The organism is Sphingomonas pokkalii, from assembly GCF_003096275.1.
Classification (GTDB): Bacteria; Pseudomonadota; Alphaproteobacteria; order Sphingomonadales; family Sphingomonadaceae; genus Sphingomonas; species Sphingomonas pokkalii.
Window position 1 is genome coordinate 1,516,964 of the sequence record NZ_QENQ01000001.1, and the last position, 15,549, is coordinate 1,532,512.

At 63.9% G+C, this 15,549-nt stretch carries 15 protein-coding genes; 9 read left to right on the forward strand and 6 right to left on the reverse strand.

Annotated features, from left to right (window positions below; all coding sequences use genetic code 11):
• Positions 1 to 47: 47 nt before the first annotated feature.
• Positions 48 to 515 carry an RNA polymerase-binding protein DksA gene (gene dksA, locus DD559_RS06900; RefSeq protein WP_116468538.1) on the forward strand — a complete coding sequence of 156 codons (468 nt, stop codon included), beginning with the start codon at positions 48 to 50 and terminating at the stop codon, positions 513 to 515.
• A gap of 109 nt (positions 516 to 624) precedes the next feature.
• On the forward strand, positions 625 to 999 hold the full coding sequence (locus DD559_RS06905; RefSeq protein ID WP_116468539.1) for a PilZ domain-containing protein: 375 nt from the start codon (positions 625 to 627) through the stop codon (positions 997 to 999).
• Positions 1,000 to 1,196: 197 nt separating this feature from the next.
• Here the strand turns inward: DD559_RS06905 and DD559_RS20455 are convergent, their stop codons facing one another.
• Positions 1,197 to 1,559, reverse strand: coding sequence for a YdcH family protein (locus DD559_RS20455; protein ID WP_438270396.1), 363 nt, complete (start codon positions 1,557 to 1,559; stop codon positions 1,197 to 1,199).
• Here DD559_RS20455 and DD559_RS06915 point away from each other — a divergent pair.
• Together DD559_RS06915 and DD559_RS06920 are read left to right on the forward strand one after the other, a co-directional pair.
• Positions 1,509 to 1,706, forward strand: coding sequence for a YdcH family protein (locus tag DD559_RS06915; protein ID WP_116468541.1), 198 nt, complete (start codon positions 1,509 to 1,511; stop codon positions 1,704 to 1,706). The two genes, DD559_RS20455 and DD559_RS06915, sit on opposite strands and share 51 nt — an antisense overlap.
• A 72-nt stretch (positions 1,707 to 1,778) precedes the next feature.
• Positions 1,779 to 2,237 carry a DUF1465 family protein gene (locus DD559_RS06920; RefSeq protein ID WP_116468542.1) on the forward strand — a complete coding sequence of 153 codons (459 nt, stop codon included), beginning with the start codon at positions 1,779 to 1,781 and terminating at the stop codon, positions 2,235 to 2,237.
• Here the strand turns inward: DD559_RS06920 and DD559_RS06925 are convergent.
• The 4 genes from DD559_RS06925 to DD559_RS06940 all read right to left on the reverse strand — a co-directional run bounded on the left by DD559_RS06925 (position 2,234) and on the right by DD559_RS06940 (position 5,646).
• A complete protein-coding gene (locus DD559_RS06925; RefSeq protein ID WP_116468543.1) occupies positions 2,234 to 3,184 on the reverse strand; it encodes an NAD(P)H-dependent flavin oxidoreductase in 951 nt (316 codons plus the stop codon). The two genes, DD559_RS06920 and DD559_RS06925, sit on opposite strands and share 4 nt — an antisense overlap.
• A gap of 111 nt (positions 3,185 to 3,295) precedes the next feature.
• Entirely contained in the window at positions 3,296 to 3,820 is a 525-nt protein-coding gene (locus DD559_RS06930; RefSeq protein WP_116468544.1) for a gamma carbonic anhydrase family protein, read from the reverse strand.
• A gap of 4 nt (positions 3,821 to 3,824) precedes the next feature.
• Complete coding sequence (locus DD559_RS06935) at positions 3,825 to 4,055, reverse strand: hypothetical protein (RefSeq protein ID WP_116470761.1); 231 nt, start codon at positions 4,053 to 4,055, stop codon at positions 3,825 to 3,827.
• A gap of 127 nt (positions 4,056 to 4,182) precedes the next feature.
• The gene (locus tag DD559_RS06940) at positions 4,183 to 5,646 is read right to left on the reverse strand and encodes a UxaA family hydrolase (RefSeq protein WP_116468545.1); all 1,464 of its coding nucleotides are present in this window, start codon (positions 5,644 to 5,646) and stop codon (positions 4,183 to 4,185) included.
• A 282-nt stretch (positions 5,647 to 5,928) separates the two neighbouring features.
• Here DD559_RS06940 and DD559_RS06945 point away from each other — a divergent pair, with 282 nt between their 5' ends.
• The 5 genes from DD559_RS06945 to DD559_RS06965 all read left to right on the forward strand — a co-directional run bounded on the left by DD559_RS06945 (position 5,929) and on the right by DD559_RS06965 (position 15,021).
• On the forward strand, positions 5,929 to 6,870 hold the full coding sequence (locus tag DD559_RS06945) for a GGDEF domain-containing protein (protein WP_240610153.1): 942 nt from the start codon (positions 5,929 to 5,931) through the stop codon (positions 6,868 to 6,870).
• Entirely contained in the window at positions 6,867 to 7,373 is a 507-nt protein-coding gene (locus DD559_RS06950; protein WP_116468547.1) for a GAF domain-containing protein, read from the forward strand. Before DD559_RS06945 ends, DD559_RS06950 begins: the two co-directional genes overlap by 4 nt.
• 175 nt (positions 7,374 to 7,548) lie before the next feature.
• A complete protein-coding gene (locus DD559_RS06955; protein ID WP_497006772.1) occupies positions 7,549 to 10,452 on the forward strand; it encodes a TonB-dependent receptor in 2,904 nt (967 codons plus the stop codon).
• Between the two features lie 216 nt (positions 10,453 to 10,668).
• The gene (locus DD559_RS06960; protein WP_116468549.1) at positions 10,669 to 12,525 is read left to right on the forward strand and encodes an ABC transporter ATP-binding protein; all 1,857 of its coding nucleotides are present in this window, start codon (positions 10,669 to 10,671) and stop codon (positions 12,523 to 12,525) included.
• A gap of 111 nt (positions 12,526 to 12,636) precedes the next feature.
• Positions 12,637 to 15,021, forward strand: coding sequence for a TonB-dependent receptor (locus DD559_RS06965; protein WP_240610154.1), 2,385 nt, complete (start codon positions 12,637 to 12,639; stop codon positions 15,019 to 15,021).
• A 21-nt stretch (positions 15,022 to 15,042) separates the two neighbouring features.
• Here DD559_RS06965 and DD559_RS06970 read toward each other — a convergent pair whose 3' ends face one another.
• Positions 15,043 to 15,516: a MarR family winged helix-turn-helix transcriptional regulator gene (locus tag DD559_RS06970; protein WP_116468550.1), complete on the reverse strand. Its 474-nt coding sequence runs from the start codon at positions 15,514 to 15,516 to the stop codon at positions 15,043 to 15,045.
• Between the last annotated feature and the right edge of the window lie 33 nt (positions 15,517 to 15,549).

Below are 15,549 nucleotides of genomic sequence, written 5' to 3' on the forward strand. Positions count from 1 at the left end.
CGGTCTTCCGGCGGCTGGCCACCGGGCGACTGGTGTGGAGAGTGGGAATGGCAACTGTTTTGGGTCGTGCGGACGAACCGGGTGAAGGCGTTCCTCCTGCAGCGAATGACGGCGGATCGAGCTACCGTCCGAGTGATGACGAAGAGTTCATGAATCCCAGGCAGCAGGAATATTTCCGCGCCAAGCTGAATGGCTGGAAGGATGCGATCTACCGGGAGGCAGCGGGAACCCTGAACCAGCTCCAGGCCGATTCGCTGCGGGAAGCCGACCTTACTGACCGTGCATCAAGCGAAACCGATTGGTCCATCGAACTGCGTACCCGCGATCGTCAGCGCAAGCTGATTGCGAAGATCGATGCAGCGCTGCGCCGGATTGACGAAGGCGAATATGGCTATTGCGAAGTCACCGGCGAGCCGATTCCACTCGCTCGGTTGGAAGCGCGGCCAACAGCGACGATGACGGTAGAGGCCCAGGAACGGCACGAGCGGAACGAAAAAATCAGCCGCGAGGAGTGACAGGGTTTACCGCTTCGTAGAAGTACGAGGGCTGATTCGGGTTAATCCTTTTGTTAAGGATTTCCTGGCTACGCATTGTTGCGTGGGAATCTGCCTTTGAGAGTGTCGAATGGATCAGCAATCGTACATTCCGGCTAGCGCGCTCTCGGCGGATGATTTTGCCGGCAAGCGTAGCGGTGCCCGCGATAGCCTGTTGTTGACAGCGCAGCTTCGTGTGGATGGAGAAGCTGTCGGTCAGGTGCGGGTCCGCAACCTATCGGCCGGGGGCCTGATGGCCGAATATCCGGAGCCGATCGGGTTGCGCGCGCCCGTGGAGATCGAAGTCCGCGGCGTCGGCTGGGTTTCCGGCAAGATCGCTTGGGCCGCAGAGGGCCGAGTGGGTGTTGCGTTCGACCATGAAATTGATCCCAAGCTGGCCCGGAAGCCGGTTGGCGGCGGTGCGCAGACGCCAGCCTATGTGAAGCCACTCATCACCCGGCGTTGAAGGCGGGGCGGCGCTACTGCCATCTTGCACCATGATGTGCTGACCGGGGCGCGGATATCCGGCGCACTAGCGCCTCCGATTTGGTGGAATAATCAAGGGTGCTGGGGATTGGTCCGGCGGTGTGGGAGCCACGGGTGATCGCGCGAACCGCAATCCGCGCGATCGGTTCGTTGGTGAATAAGCTGTGGAAGGATCGATTATCGCTGCATCTCTTCCTTGACGCGCAGTTTCGCTTTCTTCAATTGGGCTAACAGTATCTGGTCGGGGAGGGGGCGTTGCGACTCCGCGGCGATTCGCTTGTCCAGGTGCGAATGTTTGGCGTTAAGTGCCGAAATATGCGCATTGTGCATGGAAGCGTTCCTCCTTGGTACGTCTAGGGGGCACCAACTACACCATGTTTCTCCGCTTTTGTCGCGTGCAGAATCTTCCCTGATCGACAGATTGGCGAAAACCCGCGATGGGTTGCTGCGCGGGCGAGTGTGTCGTCCGGCAAGCGTTGGGGGGCAGGGATGGACGACAGCGATATCCGGCGGCGTCTGGAAGCGGTGCGTGCAGAGCATCGCGATCTGGATGCGGACATCGCGACCTTGATCGAGGGTGGCAACGGCGATCAACTGCAGATCGCGCGATTGAAGAAGCGTAAGCTGAAGCTGCGCGACGAGATTTCGCTGCTAGAGGATCATTTGATTCCCGATATCATCGCATGAGCCCCGGAGCGGGACGGCGCTGCTGCACATTTGGGCTTTTCCGGGCGTTCCGACCTGTGGCACGGCATAGCGATGCATGCTGAGGGGGCGCTCAAGATTCACCGCAAGCTGGTAGACTCGCTGTATGTCGAGGCGATGGTGCTTGCCGATGAGGCGAGGGGATATTTCGACCATCTCGGGCGCGAAGAGCGCGAAAGGCTCTGTGCGCTAAACCGCGTCGCCTTCTCATGTGAGTCGCTGAAAGTAACGACGCGGCTCATGCACATCATCGCTTGGCTGCTGACGCAGCGTGCCGTCGACGCTGGCGAATTGAGCGTCGAAGATGCACGCGCGCCGGCTCGGCGCATGGGGGAGGCGCCGGAAACCGATCCGATGCTACTCGAAGATCTGCCCGAACAGGCCGTTTTGATCATCCGGGCGAGCCAGGATCTGTATCGCCGGGTATCGCGCCTGGATACGGCTGCCGATGTCCCGGTGGGGGTGACCAGTCCGGCCCGCCGGATGCTGGACCGGCTCGCCCGGGCTTTCTAACCGCTGGCGAGCAGTCGCGTCTTGGCCGCGGCATACTCGCTCGCGAGGCGTTCGATCCGCACGGCGGCGGGTTCGATCGCATGGACGGCGCCGATGCCCTGGCCCGATCCCCAGATTTCCTTCCATGCCTTCGCGCCGGCGAAGTTCATCGCGCTGGGATCGCTTTCGGGAAGGTTGTCGGGATCAAGTCCGGCGGCGACAATCGAGGCGCGAAGATAGTTGCCGTGCACACCCGTGAAGAGGTTTGAATAGACGATATCGTCTGCCCTGCCGTCGACAATCGCCTGCTTGTAGGCCGCCACCGCGTTGGCTTCGTTCGTGGCGATGAAGGGCGAGCCAATATAGGCCAGGTCCGCGCCTATCGCCTGCGCCGCGAGGATCGCGCCGCCGGTCGCGATCGATCCGGAAAGTGCGATCGGCCCGTCGAACCAGTCGCGTACTTCCTGGACGAGCGCAAAGGGGCTCAGCTTCCCGGCATGGCCGCCTGCGCCCGTTGCCACCAGGATCAATCCGTCGGCGCCTTTTTCTATTGCCTTGTGAGCAAAGCGATCGTCAATAACGTCGTGTAGCGTGATGCCGCCCCAGTTGTGAACCGCGTCGTTCAGTTCGGGGCGGGCGCCCAGCGAGGTGATGACGATCGGCACCTTCCATTTTGCGCAGGTCGCCAGATCCTCTTCCAGCCGCGGGTTGGAGCGGTGGACGATCTGGTTGACGGCGAATGGCGCCGCCGGGCGATCGGGATGGTCGCGATCCCATGCCGCGAGCGCCTCCGTGATCTGATGCAGCCATTCGTCGAGCTGGCTCTGCGGCCGCGCGTTGAGCGCCGGGAAGGAGCCGACGATCCCGGCGGTGCATTGCGCGATCACCAGATCGGGAACCGAGATGATGAACAGCGGCGAGCCGATGACCGGGAGCCGCAGACGATCGAACAGCGCGGGAAGTGCCATGCGACAAAGTGATACCGTAACGACGAACGCTGTCTAGGCGCGGCGAACGGACGCTACGGAATGCGCCGCCACGCGGCGGCCTGCGGCGCTACCCGCGATGCGAATCGCGGCTTAATCGAGTCGCGTCAGCCCCTGCGCATAGGTCGTTGCCTTGGCGGCGTAGAGCGCGGCGCTGGCGCGGAGCATCGCCTTTTGCGCGTCGTCGAGCGGGCGGACGGCACGCGCCGGGCTTCCGACGATCAGGTGGCCGGCCGGAAACTCTTTCCCTTCCGTCACCAGCGCGCCGGCGCCGACCAGGCAATCCGGGCCGATGACGGCGCGGTTCAGCACAATCGCTCCCATGCCGATCAGCACGCGATCGCCGATCGTGCAGCCGTGCAGCACGGCATGGTGCCCGACCGTCACCTCCTCGCCGATCGTCAGCGGCGCGCCGGGATCGGAATGGAGCATCGCACCTTCCTGAATGTTGGTGCGCGCGCCGATCGCTATCGGGGTGTTGTCTGCCCGCACCACGGCGCCGAACCAGATGCTGGCAGCTGCACCGACGCGGACATCGGCGATAAGTTCGGCGCTGGGAGCGATCCAGGCATCGGGCGCGACCTGCGGCGCGATCCCGTCGAGGCTGTAGCGCGGCACGATGTTAGAAGAGCGGCGCGCTGAAATCGCTCGGCAGCGGCATATTGACGCCAAGCGCGAAGGCAAGGGCGACCGCGCCCATCAGCAGCGCCAGCGTCGAGGAGAGCGAGAAAAGGCCCCAGCCGACCATCGTCACCATCGGAGAATCCTGGCGTTGTTCACGTCGATTGCGCTGCATCGTCATCAGCACGAAACCCGATGCCATTGCATAGACAAAGACGAAGAATTCAGCCACGTCCACCCACCCCGATCTTGCTCGCAGTGACCGCTAACCCGTTCAGCTTCAACCATCAATCCAGGGTAATTGCGGACTGTCGCACCCATGCGCATTTTGGCCGCAACCGCCGGGAACCTTTTTGCCTTCAAAGCGTAACGCCGCGCTTCCAGATCGCGATCTCGCGCTCGCCATTGCGCTCCGCCGCCGTTTCCAGGCCCGAGGCGATCTCCGCAATCCGCCCCAGCAAGGCCTCGGCAGCTGCTTCCATGCCGGATGCCAGCACTTGCCCGGCATCGAAATCGATCCAGCCCGGCTTGCGTGCGGCGAGATCGCTGTTCGAAGCGATCTTCACCGTCGGCACCGGAAACCCCAGCGGCGTGCCGCGTCCCGTGGTAAAGAGGATGACGGTGGCGCCAGCCGCGGCAAGTGCGGTGGACGAGACCGCGTCGTTGCCCGGCGCTTCCAGCAGCGTGAGCCCGCGCCGGCCGACGCGCGCGCCATAGGGCAGCACGTCGGTAACCGTCGCGTGGCCCGCTTTCTGCACCGCGCCGAGCGACTTTTCCTCCAGCGTGGTGATCCCGCCGGCGATGTTGCCCGGCGAAGGGTTCTCCGAAACCGGTTCGCCATGCCGGGTGAAATAGCCCTTGAAGCCGTTGACCATGGCGACGATCGAATCGAAAACCTCGAGCGTCTCCGCGCGTGCCATCAGCAACTGTTCGGCGCCGAAGATTTCGGGAATTTCCGTGAGGATCGCCGTGCCGCCCGCGGCGGTGACCGCGTCGCTCATCCGGCCCACCAGAGGGTTGGCGGTAAGCCCCGAAAACCCATCCGATCCGCCACATTTCACGCCGAGCACGAGGTCGGCGATCGGGGCGGGCGCGCGCACAGCCTGTTCGGCCTGCGCCACCAGCGCCTCCACCAGCGCCAGGCCTTCCTCTACCTCATCGCCGGCGGCCTGGGCGCCGATGGTGCGGAGATTGGGTTGGGTGATGCCGGGCAGCAATCCCGCCATCTGGTTCGATTCGCAGCCGAGCCCGACAAGCAGCACGCCGCCCGCATTCGGATGGTTGGCAAGCGCGGCGAGGATCGCCCGCGTGCCTTCGAGGTCATCGCCGAGCTGCGAGCAGCCGAATGGATGGGCGAAGGCGTGGACGCCATCGACCCGGCCGGCGAAACGTGCGGCAGCCCGCGCGGCGATCTTCTCCGCCGTCCGCCCTACGCAGCCGACGGTGGGCAGGATCCATATCTCGTTCCGGGTACCCACCCGGCCATCGGCACGGCGATAGCCAAGGAAGGTCGGTGCCGCCGCACGCGGACCCGGCGTTTCGAAGGCCGGGCGATAGCTGTAGCTGCCGCTGCTTTCCAACGCGGTGCGGACATTGTGGGTGTGAACATGTTCACCCGGCGCGATTGCCTGTCTCGCATGGCCGATCGGGAAGCCGAACTTGTGCACCGGCGCGCCGGATTCGACCGCACGGATGGCGACCTTGTGCCCTTTCGGCACATCGGAGGCTACCGTAACGCCCAAGGCGGATTCCCCCGCACGGACATCGCGAAGCGTGGTCGCGACGTCGTCGCGCGGGTCGATCTGAAACAGGGCGAGGCTCATGCGCCGCTTCGTACTGCGCGTCCCCCCGGCGGTCTACCCGGTGCAGTGGCGGCCCGACGCGGGCGCGATCGCGCATTGGGGCGGGGGTGTCCAACTGCGCGCTCGTACGATGGCTGGGTTAACTGGCGGCGCTGGCCGATATACCGTCTATCTATGGTAAATGGATGTGACATAGATGTCGCGTACGTATTTCCCCGGAAGGGTCGCATCCGGGTGGATCGGTTCCAGTAACGTTAACCCGAGCAGCTGCAAGGAGGCTGCGACAATGGGAAGAGGGTCGGAGTGAACGCACCGCCAGAACGGTCTGCGTTGGTTGCGGTGTTGATGCGCAGCTTTCGCTGGACGATGACGTTGGAGCGCAGACAAGCCGTGCGCGCGGTTGCGATCAGTTTCGCGACCGTGGTCGCATTCGATATCATGTCGGGGCCGCAAATCTCTCCCAGCATGGGGTATGTCTTCGTCGAATGCCTCGCGGCGTGGACTCTGCGGGAAGCGGCCGGCATTGCCGTGGTCCTGCTCTGCGTGCTGGCGAATTCGCTGATCAACGGTATCGGCATTGTTGCGTTTGGCGTGCCGGGCACCTTCTCCGCCGGAGTCACCTTGTGGAACATGGGTACGCGCACCCTCACCGCGATCATGATCGTGCTGATGGTGGCGACCCTGCGGCACTCCATCGATCGGGAGCGCTGGCGCGCCTCGACCGATTATCTGACGCAATCGCTCAATCGCGGCGCCTTTCGCAGCCGCCTCGAGCGCGTTGCGAAACTGGCGCATCGTCGCCACGCGAAGCTGTTGCTCGCCTATATGGATCTGGATGGGTTCAAGGCTGTTAACGATCTGCACGGCCATTCGGCGGGAGACCTGGTACTGCGGCGCTTCGCAGACGAGGCGCGTGCCCGCATCCGCGCCGGCGATCTGTTTGCCCGTGTCGGCGGGGACGAGTTCTGTGCGCTGTTGGTCATCGAGCAGGGGGCCGCACCCGAACAGGTTGCGGAAAGCCTCCACGCCCGGCTTAGCGATGCCCTGGGCATGACCGGATTTGGCGTCACCTGCAGTATGGGCGCGGTCATTCTCGACCCGGTCGCCTCGCTGGATACGGAGCGGCTGATTTCCCTGGCAGACCAAGCAATGCTGGAAGTGAAGCGGAACGGCAAGGATGCGATCCGCATCGCCTTCGACCATCCCGATGAAATCGGCCAACTTCGGGCGAGGAGGGCGGCATGACGCTGCAATTCTTCTCGGCCGCCTTTCGGCCCTATGACGAGGCCGCGCGCCAACGGGCCGTCGATGCGATGCCGCCGATTGCGGCCGACGATGCCCGGATGCACGCGATCCTTGAACGGGTGCAATCGGTCCTGAAGACGCCGATGGCGATGTTGACCATTATCGATGGCGATGTGCAGCGCATGCCGATCGCCATCGGCATGGAGCGGATGACCATCAGCCGGGCAATCACCTTCTGCGGCCACACCATCGCGGAGCCGGATGGAATGTTGTGCGTGCCCGATCTCCGCGCCGATCGGCGGTTCCGATCCAACCCTATGGTCGTGGGTGAAATGGGTGTCCGCTTTTATGCCGGTGCACGCGTCATGTGGGGCGGCAACCCGGTCGGGGCGATTTGCGGGGTCGACACGCGCCCGCATGGGCGGCTTTCGGTCGCGCAACGTACCGAACTGGCGATTCTAGCCGCCGCCGCTGCGGCTGGCATCGCCGCGCGTTCCGCGTAACCGGAAGAATCGCCGGCCCCAGAAAGTGGTTGACACTATCTTCATCGCTTGAGAATGACCCCTATTTATAAAGCCGATTTTTTCGGCGCGTTAATGTAACCGGTTACAAGTCGTAGAGGGGATGACGAGGGTGTTCAAGCTCAACCGTTTCAGGGGTCGTTTGGTTGCCGCCACGATGCTGGCTGGTGGCGCGATCGTGCCGGTAGCCGGCGTGCATGCGCAGGTGACGACCGGCAATATCCGGGGCCAGGTGACGGCTCCCGATGGCACGTCGGCCGCAGGCGCGCAGGTTTCCGCGCGCAGCACCGGTACCAACCAGACCTATCGCGCCATCGCCGATGCCAATGGCAGTTACGTGCTGACCGGCCTGCGCCCTGGCCAATATGAGGTCAGCGCGACGGTGGGCACGGAAACCACCCGCCAAATCGTGACGCTCGGCATCGGCCAGTCCGCCAGCCTGGATCTTGGCTTCGCGGCCGACATCGCCGCCGCCGCGCCAGAGGGTGGGGCGGAGATCGTCGTCACCGGTGGGCGGCTCAACGAAACGCGCACCAGCGAAGTTGCCACCAATGTCAGCCGCGAGCAGATCGAGCGCCTGCCGCAGACCGATCGCAACTTCCTGTCCTTTGCCGCGCTGGCGCCCGGCGTGCGCTACAATGATTCGGAAACCGACAAGGGGTTCCGGTCGGGTGCGGCGACGGCCAGCCAGGTCAACGTGTTCATCGACGGCGTCAGCCTGAAGAACAAGTTGCGCGAAGGCGGTGTCGCCGGCCAGCAGAACAGCCGCGGCAATCCCTTCGGCCAGTTGGCGGTGCAGGAATTCCGCGTCCTGACCCAGAACTACAAGGCCGAATATGAGCAGGCCGAATCGGCGATCATCACCTCGGTCACCAAGTCCGGCACCAACGAATTCCACGGTGAGGCGTTCGGCCAGTACACCGACAAGGGATTGAGCCAGAAGAGCTTCATCGATATTCGCGACGGCAATGCGAAGCCCGCCTTTGAGCGCAAGCAATATGGCGTGTCGCTGGGCGGCCCGATCATCAAGGATCGCCTGTTCTTCTTCGCCGCCTATGAAGGCAACGACCAGAATCGCGCGTTCAACGTAAAGAGCAACGGCACCGCCGAGCAGATTGCGGAGTTCGAGCGCTTCTCCGGGCGCAAGATCACCGATTTCCAGGGCGCGTTCGTCAGCCCGTTCCGCGGCGATTTCTATTTCGGAAAGCTCACCCTCACGCCGGATGACCGCCAGGTCTTTGATCTGTCGTTCAGTCGCCGGCAGGAAACGGACATTCAGGGCTTTGGCGGTAACACCGCCTTTGAGTATGCTGAGAACAAGCGCAACAAGGTCGACACCTATCTGTTCAAATGGACCTATAACGGCGACAAGTTCATCAACGAATTCAACGCCAACTATCTGAACTACGAGTTCAATCCGACCTCGCTCAACCCGAACCTGCCGAGCTTCGACTATAGCGGCGTCGTGCTGTTCGGTGGCAAGGATTCCACCCGGCGCGAATTGCAGCAGGGCTACACGATCCGCGACGACTTCACCTATAGCGGCTTCGACAACCATGTGATCAAGGTCGGCGCGCGTGTCGAGGTGACCGACATCCAGTTCGCCAACAACGCCTATGTCCAGCCGCGCTACACCTTCCTGCGCGAGCCGATCAACAATCTGAACTTCTCCTTCCCGGCCGAAGCCCGGCTGGGCCTGGGCAATGGCAATATCCTCGCGTCGAACACCCAGGTCGGCCTGTATGCGCAGGATGACTGGGACGTCACCGAGCGGCTGCAGCTGAACCTGGGCGTTCGCTGGGACTATGAAACCAATGGCTTCAACAATGACTATGTGACGCCGACGAACGCTGCCGCAGCCCTGCGTTCGCTGCCACGGACCAGCTATTTCGATCCCGAGAACTACATCACCAACGGCAACAGCCGGAAGCCGTTCGCCGGTGCGATCGCGCCGCGCTTCGGTTTTTCGTGGGACATCAAGGGCGATCGGTCGACGGTGATCTTCGGCGGTGCGGGCCGCTATTATGACCGCAACAATTTCAACAACACCGTCGATGAGCTTTCCCGGACGATCAACCCGGTGGGCGTGTTCCGCTTCTCCGCGGACGGCGCCCCCCGCAACGGCCAGCCGACCACTGTCTGGAACCCGTCCTATCTGACCCGCGATGGCCTGCTCGCCCTGCGCAATGCCAATCCGCAGGTCTCGTTGCCCGAACTGTTCGCGGTGAAGAACAATGCCAAGCCGCCGGTCAACGACCAGTTCAGCTTCGGCGTCCGCCAGCGCTTCGGCATCTTCGAGGCGTCGTTGTCCGGTTCGTACCAGCGCGGTCGCAACGGCTATACCAATATTTTCGCCACCCGGCGGAACGGCGGTTTGGGCGGGTGCTGCGACACCGCCTCGGCGATCGCCAACGGCTATTCGAACGTGATCATCGGCCTGGACGGGCTCGATACGCGCTACAAGGCGCTCTTCTTCACGCTCGACAAGAACTATACCCGCGCTTCCGGCTGGGGCCTGAACATCGCCTATACGCTCGGCAAGGCAGAGCAGAATGGCGGCGATCTGTTCAGTCTCGATGCGGTGACGCCGAAGGACTATGGCTGGCGGCCGACCAAGGGTGACGAGCGGCATCGTGTCGTCGTGTCGGGCATGGTGGATCTGCCTTATGGCTTCCAGTTCTCCACGCTGAGCACGTTCGGCAGCGGGGCGGCCTATCAGGTGGTGGACAGCACCAATGGCGCATCCTCTGGCTTCAGCCGGTTCACCGCGGCCTATCCGGAGAAGAACTGCATCAAGGGCCTGTTTGCCTTCTGCGAAGTCAACCTGACGCTCGCCAACCGCCTGAAGATTGCCGGCAAGCACCAGGTCGAACTGGCAGTCGACGTGCTCAACGCGTTCAACAACAAGAACTTCACGGGGTTCGACGAGGGTTTCAACAACCAGATCAATCCGGCGACCGGCCAGGTGATCGATCCGTTGCTGCCCGCCAACGGCACTACTGCCTCGGGCCTGCTCACGCTGCCGCGGCGTATCCAGTTCCGCGTCGGCTATCGCTTCTAATCCTGGCCGATCTCGCCGGAATCGGAAGGGGGGCTTCGGCCCCCCTTGTTATGCGTGCGGCGTGGATACTGCCCAAATTTCGCCACCATTCGCCGTCGCTGGGGCACCGGTTGCCTGCTTCAGTCCGCAGAGTTCATTTCGGGTTCATGCCGGAATGGCTCCTTTCCTTGCCATGTTTGTTGCAATGCAGCGCCCACAGCAAGGGAAGGGAGCGGAATGCCGTTTCTCGTAAGTCCGGCACGGTTCCTGATCCATTACGTCACCCAGCGACCCTTGGCGTTCGCGCTGCTGGCGCTGCTCGTCGTCGGCGGGTCGGCGAGCGCCGTGGGCGTGCAATATGCCATGAAGCTGCTGATCGATGCGATGACCGTGCACGCCCCCGCGCGCGGCGCCGTCTATCTCGCGCTGGCCGCGTTCGTCGGGCTGGTGGCGCTCGAAAACGGGCTGGTGCGCGGCGCATCGATGCTGTTGTGCAACATCACCGTGAAAAGCGGGGTGCGGATCCGGCTGGATATGTTTCATTATCTGACGGGCCACCACATCAGCTTCTTCCAGAATCAGCGCGGTGGTTCGCTCGGCCACCGGGTAGGCGCGCTTACCGGTTCGTTCGCGGCGCTTACGCATCGTATCCTGATGGAGATCACGCCGCCCCTCATCGCGTTCGGCGGCGCGCTGCTGATCTTCGCGGCGATCGACTGGCGGATGGCGGCCGTGATTACCCTGATCTTCGCGAGCGCCAGCATCGGTCTGGTGCTGCTCGGCTTGAAGGGCGATCGCCATCACAAGGCCTTTGCCCGCCGTGCCAGCGAAAGCGGCGGCGAGCTGGTGGACCTGGTCGGCAACATCGCGGCCATCAAGGCCTTCGGTGCCCGCCGGCGCGAGGCGGAGCGTCTCCGCGGCTATTTCGAAGCGGAAGGCGCAGCGCAACGGCGCGGCTGGCTGTTCGTGGAGCGCATTCGTGCCCTGCACGACGTCGCGCTCGTTGTGCTGGTCGCGGGGGCGTTGATCTGGGCGGTGGAACGCTGGGCTGCGGGTGGCATCACCGCCGGCGATGTGGTGGTGGTGAGCGCCATGACCTTCCGAATGCTCAACGGATCGCGCGACCTGGCGATGGCATTGATCGATACCAGCCAGCAGTTCAGCTATCTGCGGGAGACGCTTGAGATCGTCGGCACGCCCCATGCCCTTACCGATGCGCCGGATGCCGTTCCACTTCGCGCCGCCCAGGGCAGGGTGCGCATCGACCAGGTTCGCTTCGGCCACGATCCCGAACGGCCGGTGATCCGCGACCTGTCGCTCGATATCCCGGCGGGGCAGAAGATCGGCATCGTCGGGCCATCGGGCGCCGGCAAGTCGACCATCCTGCAACTCGTCCAGCGGCTGCACGATCCGCAGCAGGGCCGCATCCTGATCGACGGGCAGCCGATCGATCGGGTGACACAGGAAAGCCTGCACCAGGCAGTTGCCGTGGTGCCGCAGGAGGTGCTGCTGTTCCACCGCTCGATCCTCGAGAATATCCGTTTCGCCCGCCCGGATGCGTCCGATGCCGAAGTGCGGCAGGCGGCCGAAGCGGCGCATTGCGCGCATTTCATCGCGGCATTGCCCCAGGGATACGACACGGTGGTGGGCGAGCGCGGCACCAATCTGTCCGGCGGGCAGCGGCAGCGCATCGGCATCGCCCGCGCCTTCCTCAGCAAGGCGCCGATCGTGCTGCTCGATGAGGCGACCTCGGCGCTCGATACCGGATCGGAAATCGAAGTGCAGCAGGCGTTGGAAGCGCTGATGGCGGATCGCACCGTGCTGGCCGTCGCGCACCGCCTGTCCACCGTCGTCGGGTTCGATCGGGTGCTGGTGGTGGAGCAAGGCCATATCGTGGAGGATGGTCCGCCGCTGGCGCTGCTGCGCACGGGGGGCGCGTTCCGCCGGCTCTGGGCGTTGCAGGCCGAAGGGCTCGATGCGCCGATCGATCGCTCCGTCGGCATGCCCCGCATGGTCGCCGGTACCGCATGGCGGATGTTGGGCCTGGGCGGAAAGCCGCCGCTCCGGGTGCTGGAGCGCCAAGTTGCGGGATAAGCAGGAAGCCGATTAGCTGTAAACCATAACTGTTATTGACGGAAACTAAATAGAGTGCGACCTTCCTCCCGATAGCGGACTCCGAAGAGAGTTCGAACAGGGGAGGTTGGTATGGCTGGCTTCACTGCGCGCGCGCGGTTGCGCGGTTCCTATGCATATGCGGCGTTTTTTGCGGCGACACTGGGATGCATTCCCGACCCAGCCGCCGCACAATCGGAGGCGACCGACGAGACGACGCAGGAGATCGTCGTCACGGCCCGGCGACGGGCGGAAAGCCTGCAGGACACGCCGGTGGCAATCACCGCGCTGAGTGCGGAAACCCTGCAGGACCGGCAGATCCAGCAGACCCAGGATCTGGAGCGGATCACCCCCAGCCTTCAGTTCAAGCCCGCGGGGCAGCTTTCGGGCAACAGCGCTTCCTCCGTGGTGTTCATCCGCGGCGTCGGCCAGGTCGATCCCACCGCCGCAGTAGATCCCGGCGTCGGCATCTATCTCGACGAAGTGTATCTTGGCCGCGCCGTGGGCGGCACGATCGATTTCGGCGATATCGATGGCGTCGAGGTGCTGCGCGGGCCGCAGGGCACATTGTTCGGCCGCAATACGATCGGCGGCGCGATCCTGGTGCGGACCAAACAGCCGCAGCTGGGCGAATGGAATGGCCGCGCCCGTTTCCGCGCGGGCGCGTATAATCTCAAGGAAGGCTTTGCCGCGCTCAATATCCCGCTGGCCGATACGCTGGCCGCGCGCGTGTCGGGCGGTTTCCGCAAGCGGGACGGCTATGTCATCCGCAGCGTCGACGGGCTGGATCTCGGCAATGAGGATGGCTGGTCGGCCAACGGCGCGCTGAAATGGCAGCCGTCGAGTGATTTCGACCTGTTCGTGCGCGGCGATTATTCGAAGCGGGACGAAAACGGTGCGCCGTTCGTGTTCGCCGGGATCAACGAGCAGGCGCCGGTGGCTGCGATCGCCAGCGTCGGTGCCGGCTGCCCGGGCGCTACCATCCCCTTTGCGCCGCTCACGCCCGGCGATCCGCGTTTCGGCGCCCCCAATGTGCCGATGATCAACGATCCGCGCTGCGCCAATGATTTTCAGGCGAAAGGGCCGTTCGTGAACGGCGGCACAGCTCCCGTGATGAGCTCATCCGAAGTCTGGGGAATCGGCGCCACCGCCAATATCCGGCTGACCGACGTGGCGGCGGTGAAACTGATCTCCGCCTATCGCAACACGGAATCGCGCGGCATCCGCGATGCGGACAACACCCCGCTGCTGTTGATCACCACCGATGTCGGCGCGCAATCCCACCAGTTCAGCCAGGAAGTGCAGCTCCAGCTCGATTGGGGCAAGGTCAGCGCGATCCTGGGCGGCTATTACTTCAACGAAGTCACCAACGAGCGCGCGACGGTGCCGGTATCGTTCCCGCCATCGCCGCCGGTGATCCGATCGATCCTGGCGGGCGGCCCCGGCTCGCGCGATCTCCAGATATCGCGGCTCAAAACGGACTCGCTGGCGGGCTTCGGCGAAGTCAGCGTGAAGCCGGCCGCGGGCCTCGAACTCACCGGCGGCCTGCGCTACACCACCGATCGCAAGACCTATCTGGGCACAGCGTTCAACCTCTTCCCGGCGACCCTGCCCGATCCCGATCCGCTGCCTACCCTGGCGGTACCGGAAGGCGGCCCGCTGTTCCTCTATCATCGTCCCTTTGCGCGATCCTTCTCGGCACTGACGGGATCGGCGAGTATCCAGTATCGCTGGAGCCCCGCGATCAGCACCTATGCGTCCTATGCGCGCAGCTTCAAATCGGGCGGCTTCAACACGCGGTACAATGCCGCGCCCGCCGGCAATGTGCCGGTGCCGTTCGATCAGGAAAGCGTCACCAGCTACGAAATCGGCGCCAAGACGAATATCGGACGGCTCCGGCTGAACCTGGCGGCGTTCCAGGCCGAATATGACGATATTCAGCTGATCTTCCGCCAGGGCGTGGTGCCGCTGTTGTTCAACGCGGGCAAGGCACGCATTCGCGGCCTTGAGGCCGAGGCGAGCTGGCGTGCCCCCTGGGGCCTGATCCTCGATGCCGGTGCGAGCGTGCTGGACGACAAGATCAAGAGCATCACGCCCGTCCCCGGCGCGACCGCGACGGTGACGCCCAGCGACGATCTGCCGCTGACGCCGGATCTGCAGGCGAATATCGGCATCGCCTTCGATCTGAAGCTGGCAAACGGGATGACGCTCACGCCGCGGTTCGACGGCAGCTATACGTCGAAAATCACCTTCATCACCGGCAGTATCCCGCTGATCGAGGAGAATGGCTATTTCGTCGGCAACGCATCGCTGACGCTCAAGCTGTCGGATCGCTATGAGCTGAGCGGCGGCGTCAACAACCTGTTCGACGAGCGTTACCTGATTCAGGGCAACGCATCGCTGGCGACGCTGGGCTATGCCGAGCGCATGTATGCCCGCCCGCGGAACTGGTATCTGCAGGTGTCCGGCCGCTTTTGAGCGGACCCGGCGCGGGGCCCTTCAGCCGTTGCCGAGATCCTCGGCTTCGGCGGAGGGACTACGTCGTTCGATCCGGCTGAGCAGGTCGAGGAGCAGCGAGCGTTCCTCCGGCTGCATATCGGAAAGCATCCGGTTCTCGTGGCCTTCGATCCGCTGCAATGCTTCCGCCATCACCGCTTCGCCAGCGGTGGTCAACGTCAAGGTCAGCGCGCGGCGATCGTTCGCGTCGGTCGCGCGTTCGATCCACTGCTTTTCCACCAGTTCGTTGATCAGCGCGACCATGTTCGCCCGTTTGATCCCCAGCGCGCGCCCGGTGGCACCCTGATTGATCCCGGGGTTCGCCGCGATGATCGAGAGTACGGCCAGCGGCACCTGGCGCAGCCCGGTGCCTTCCATCGCGGCCGCGAAGTCTGCGGAAAAGGCGCTCCACGCTCTACGAAGACGATAGCCGACCAAGGATTCCAGGGCGCCGAGATGCGGTTGTTCGGATGACATATCGGCTTGCAAGCCATGTTTCCCGCGCGCCGT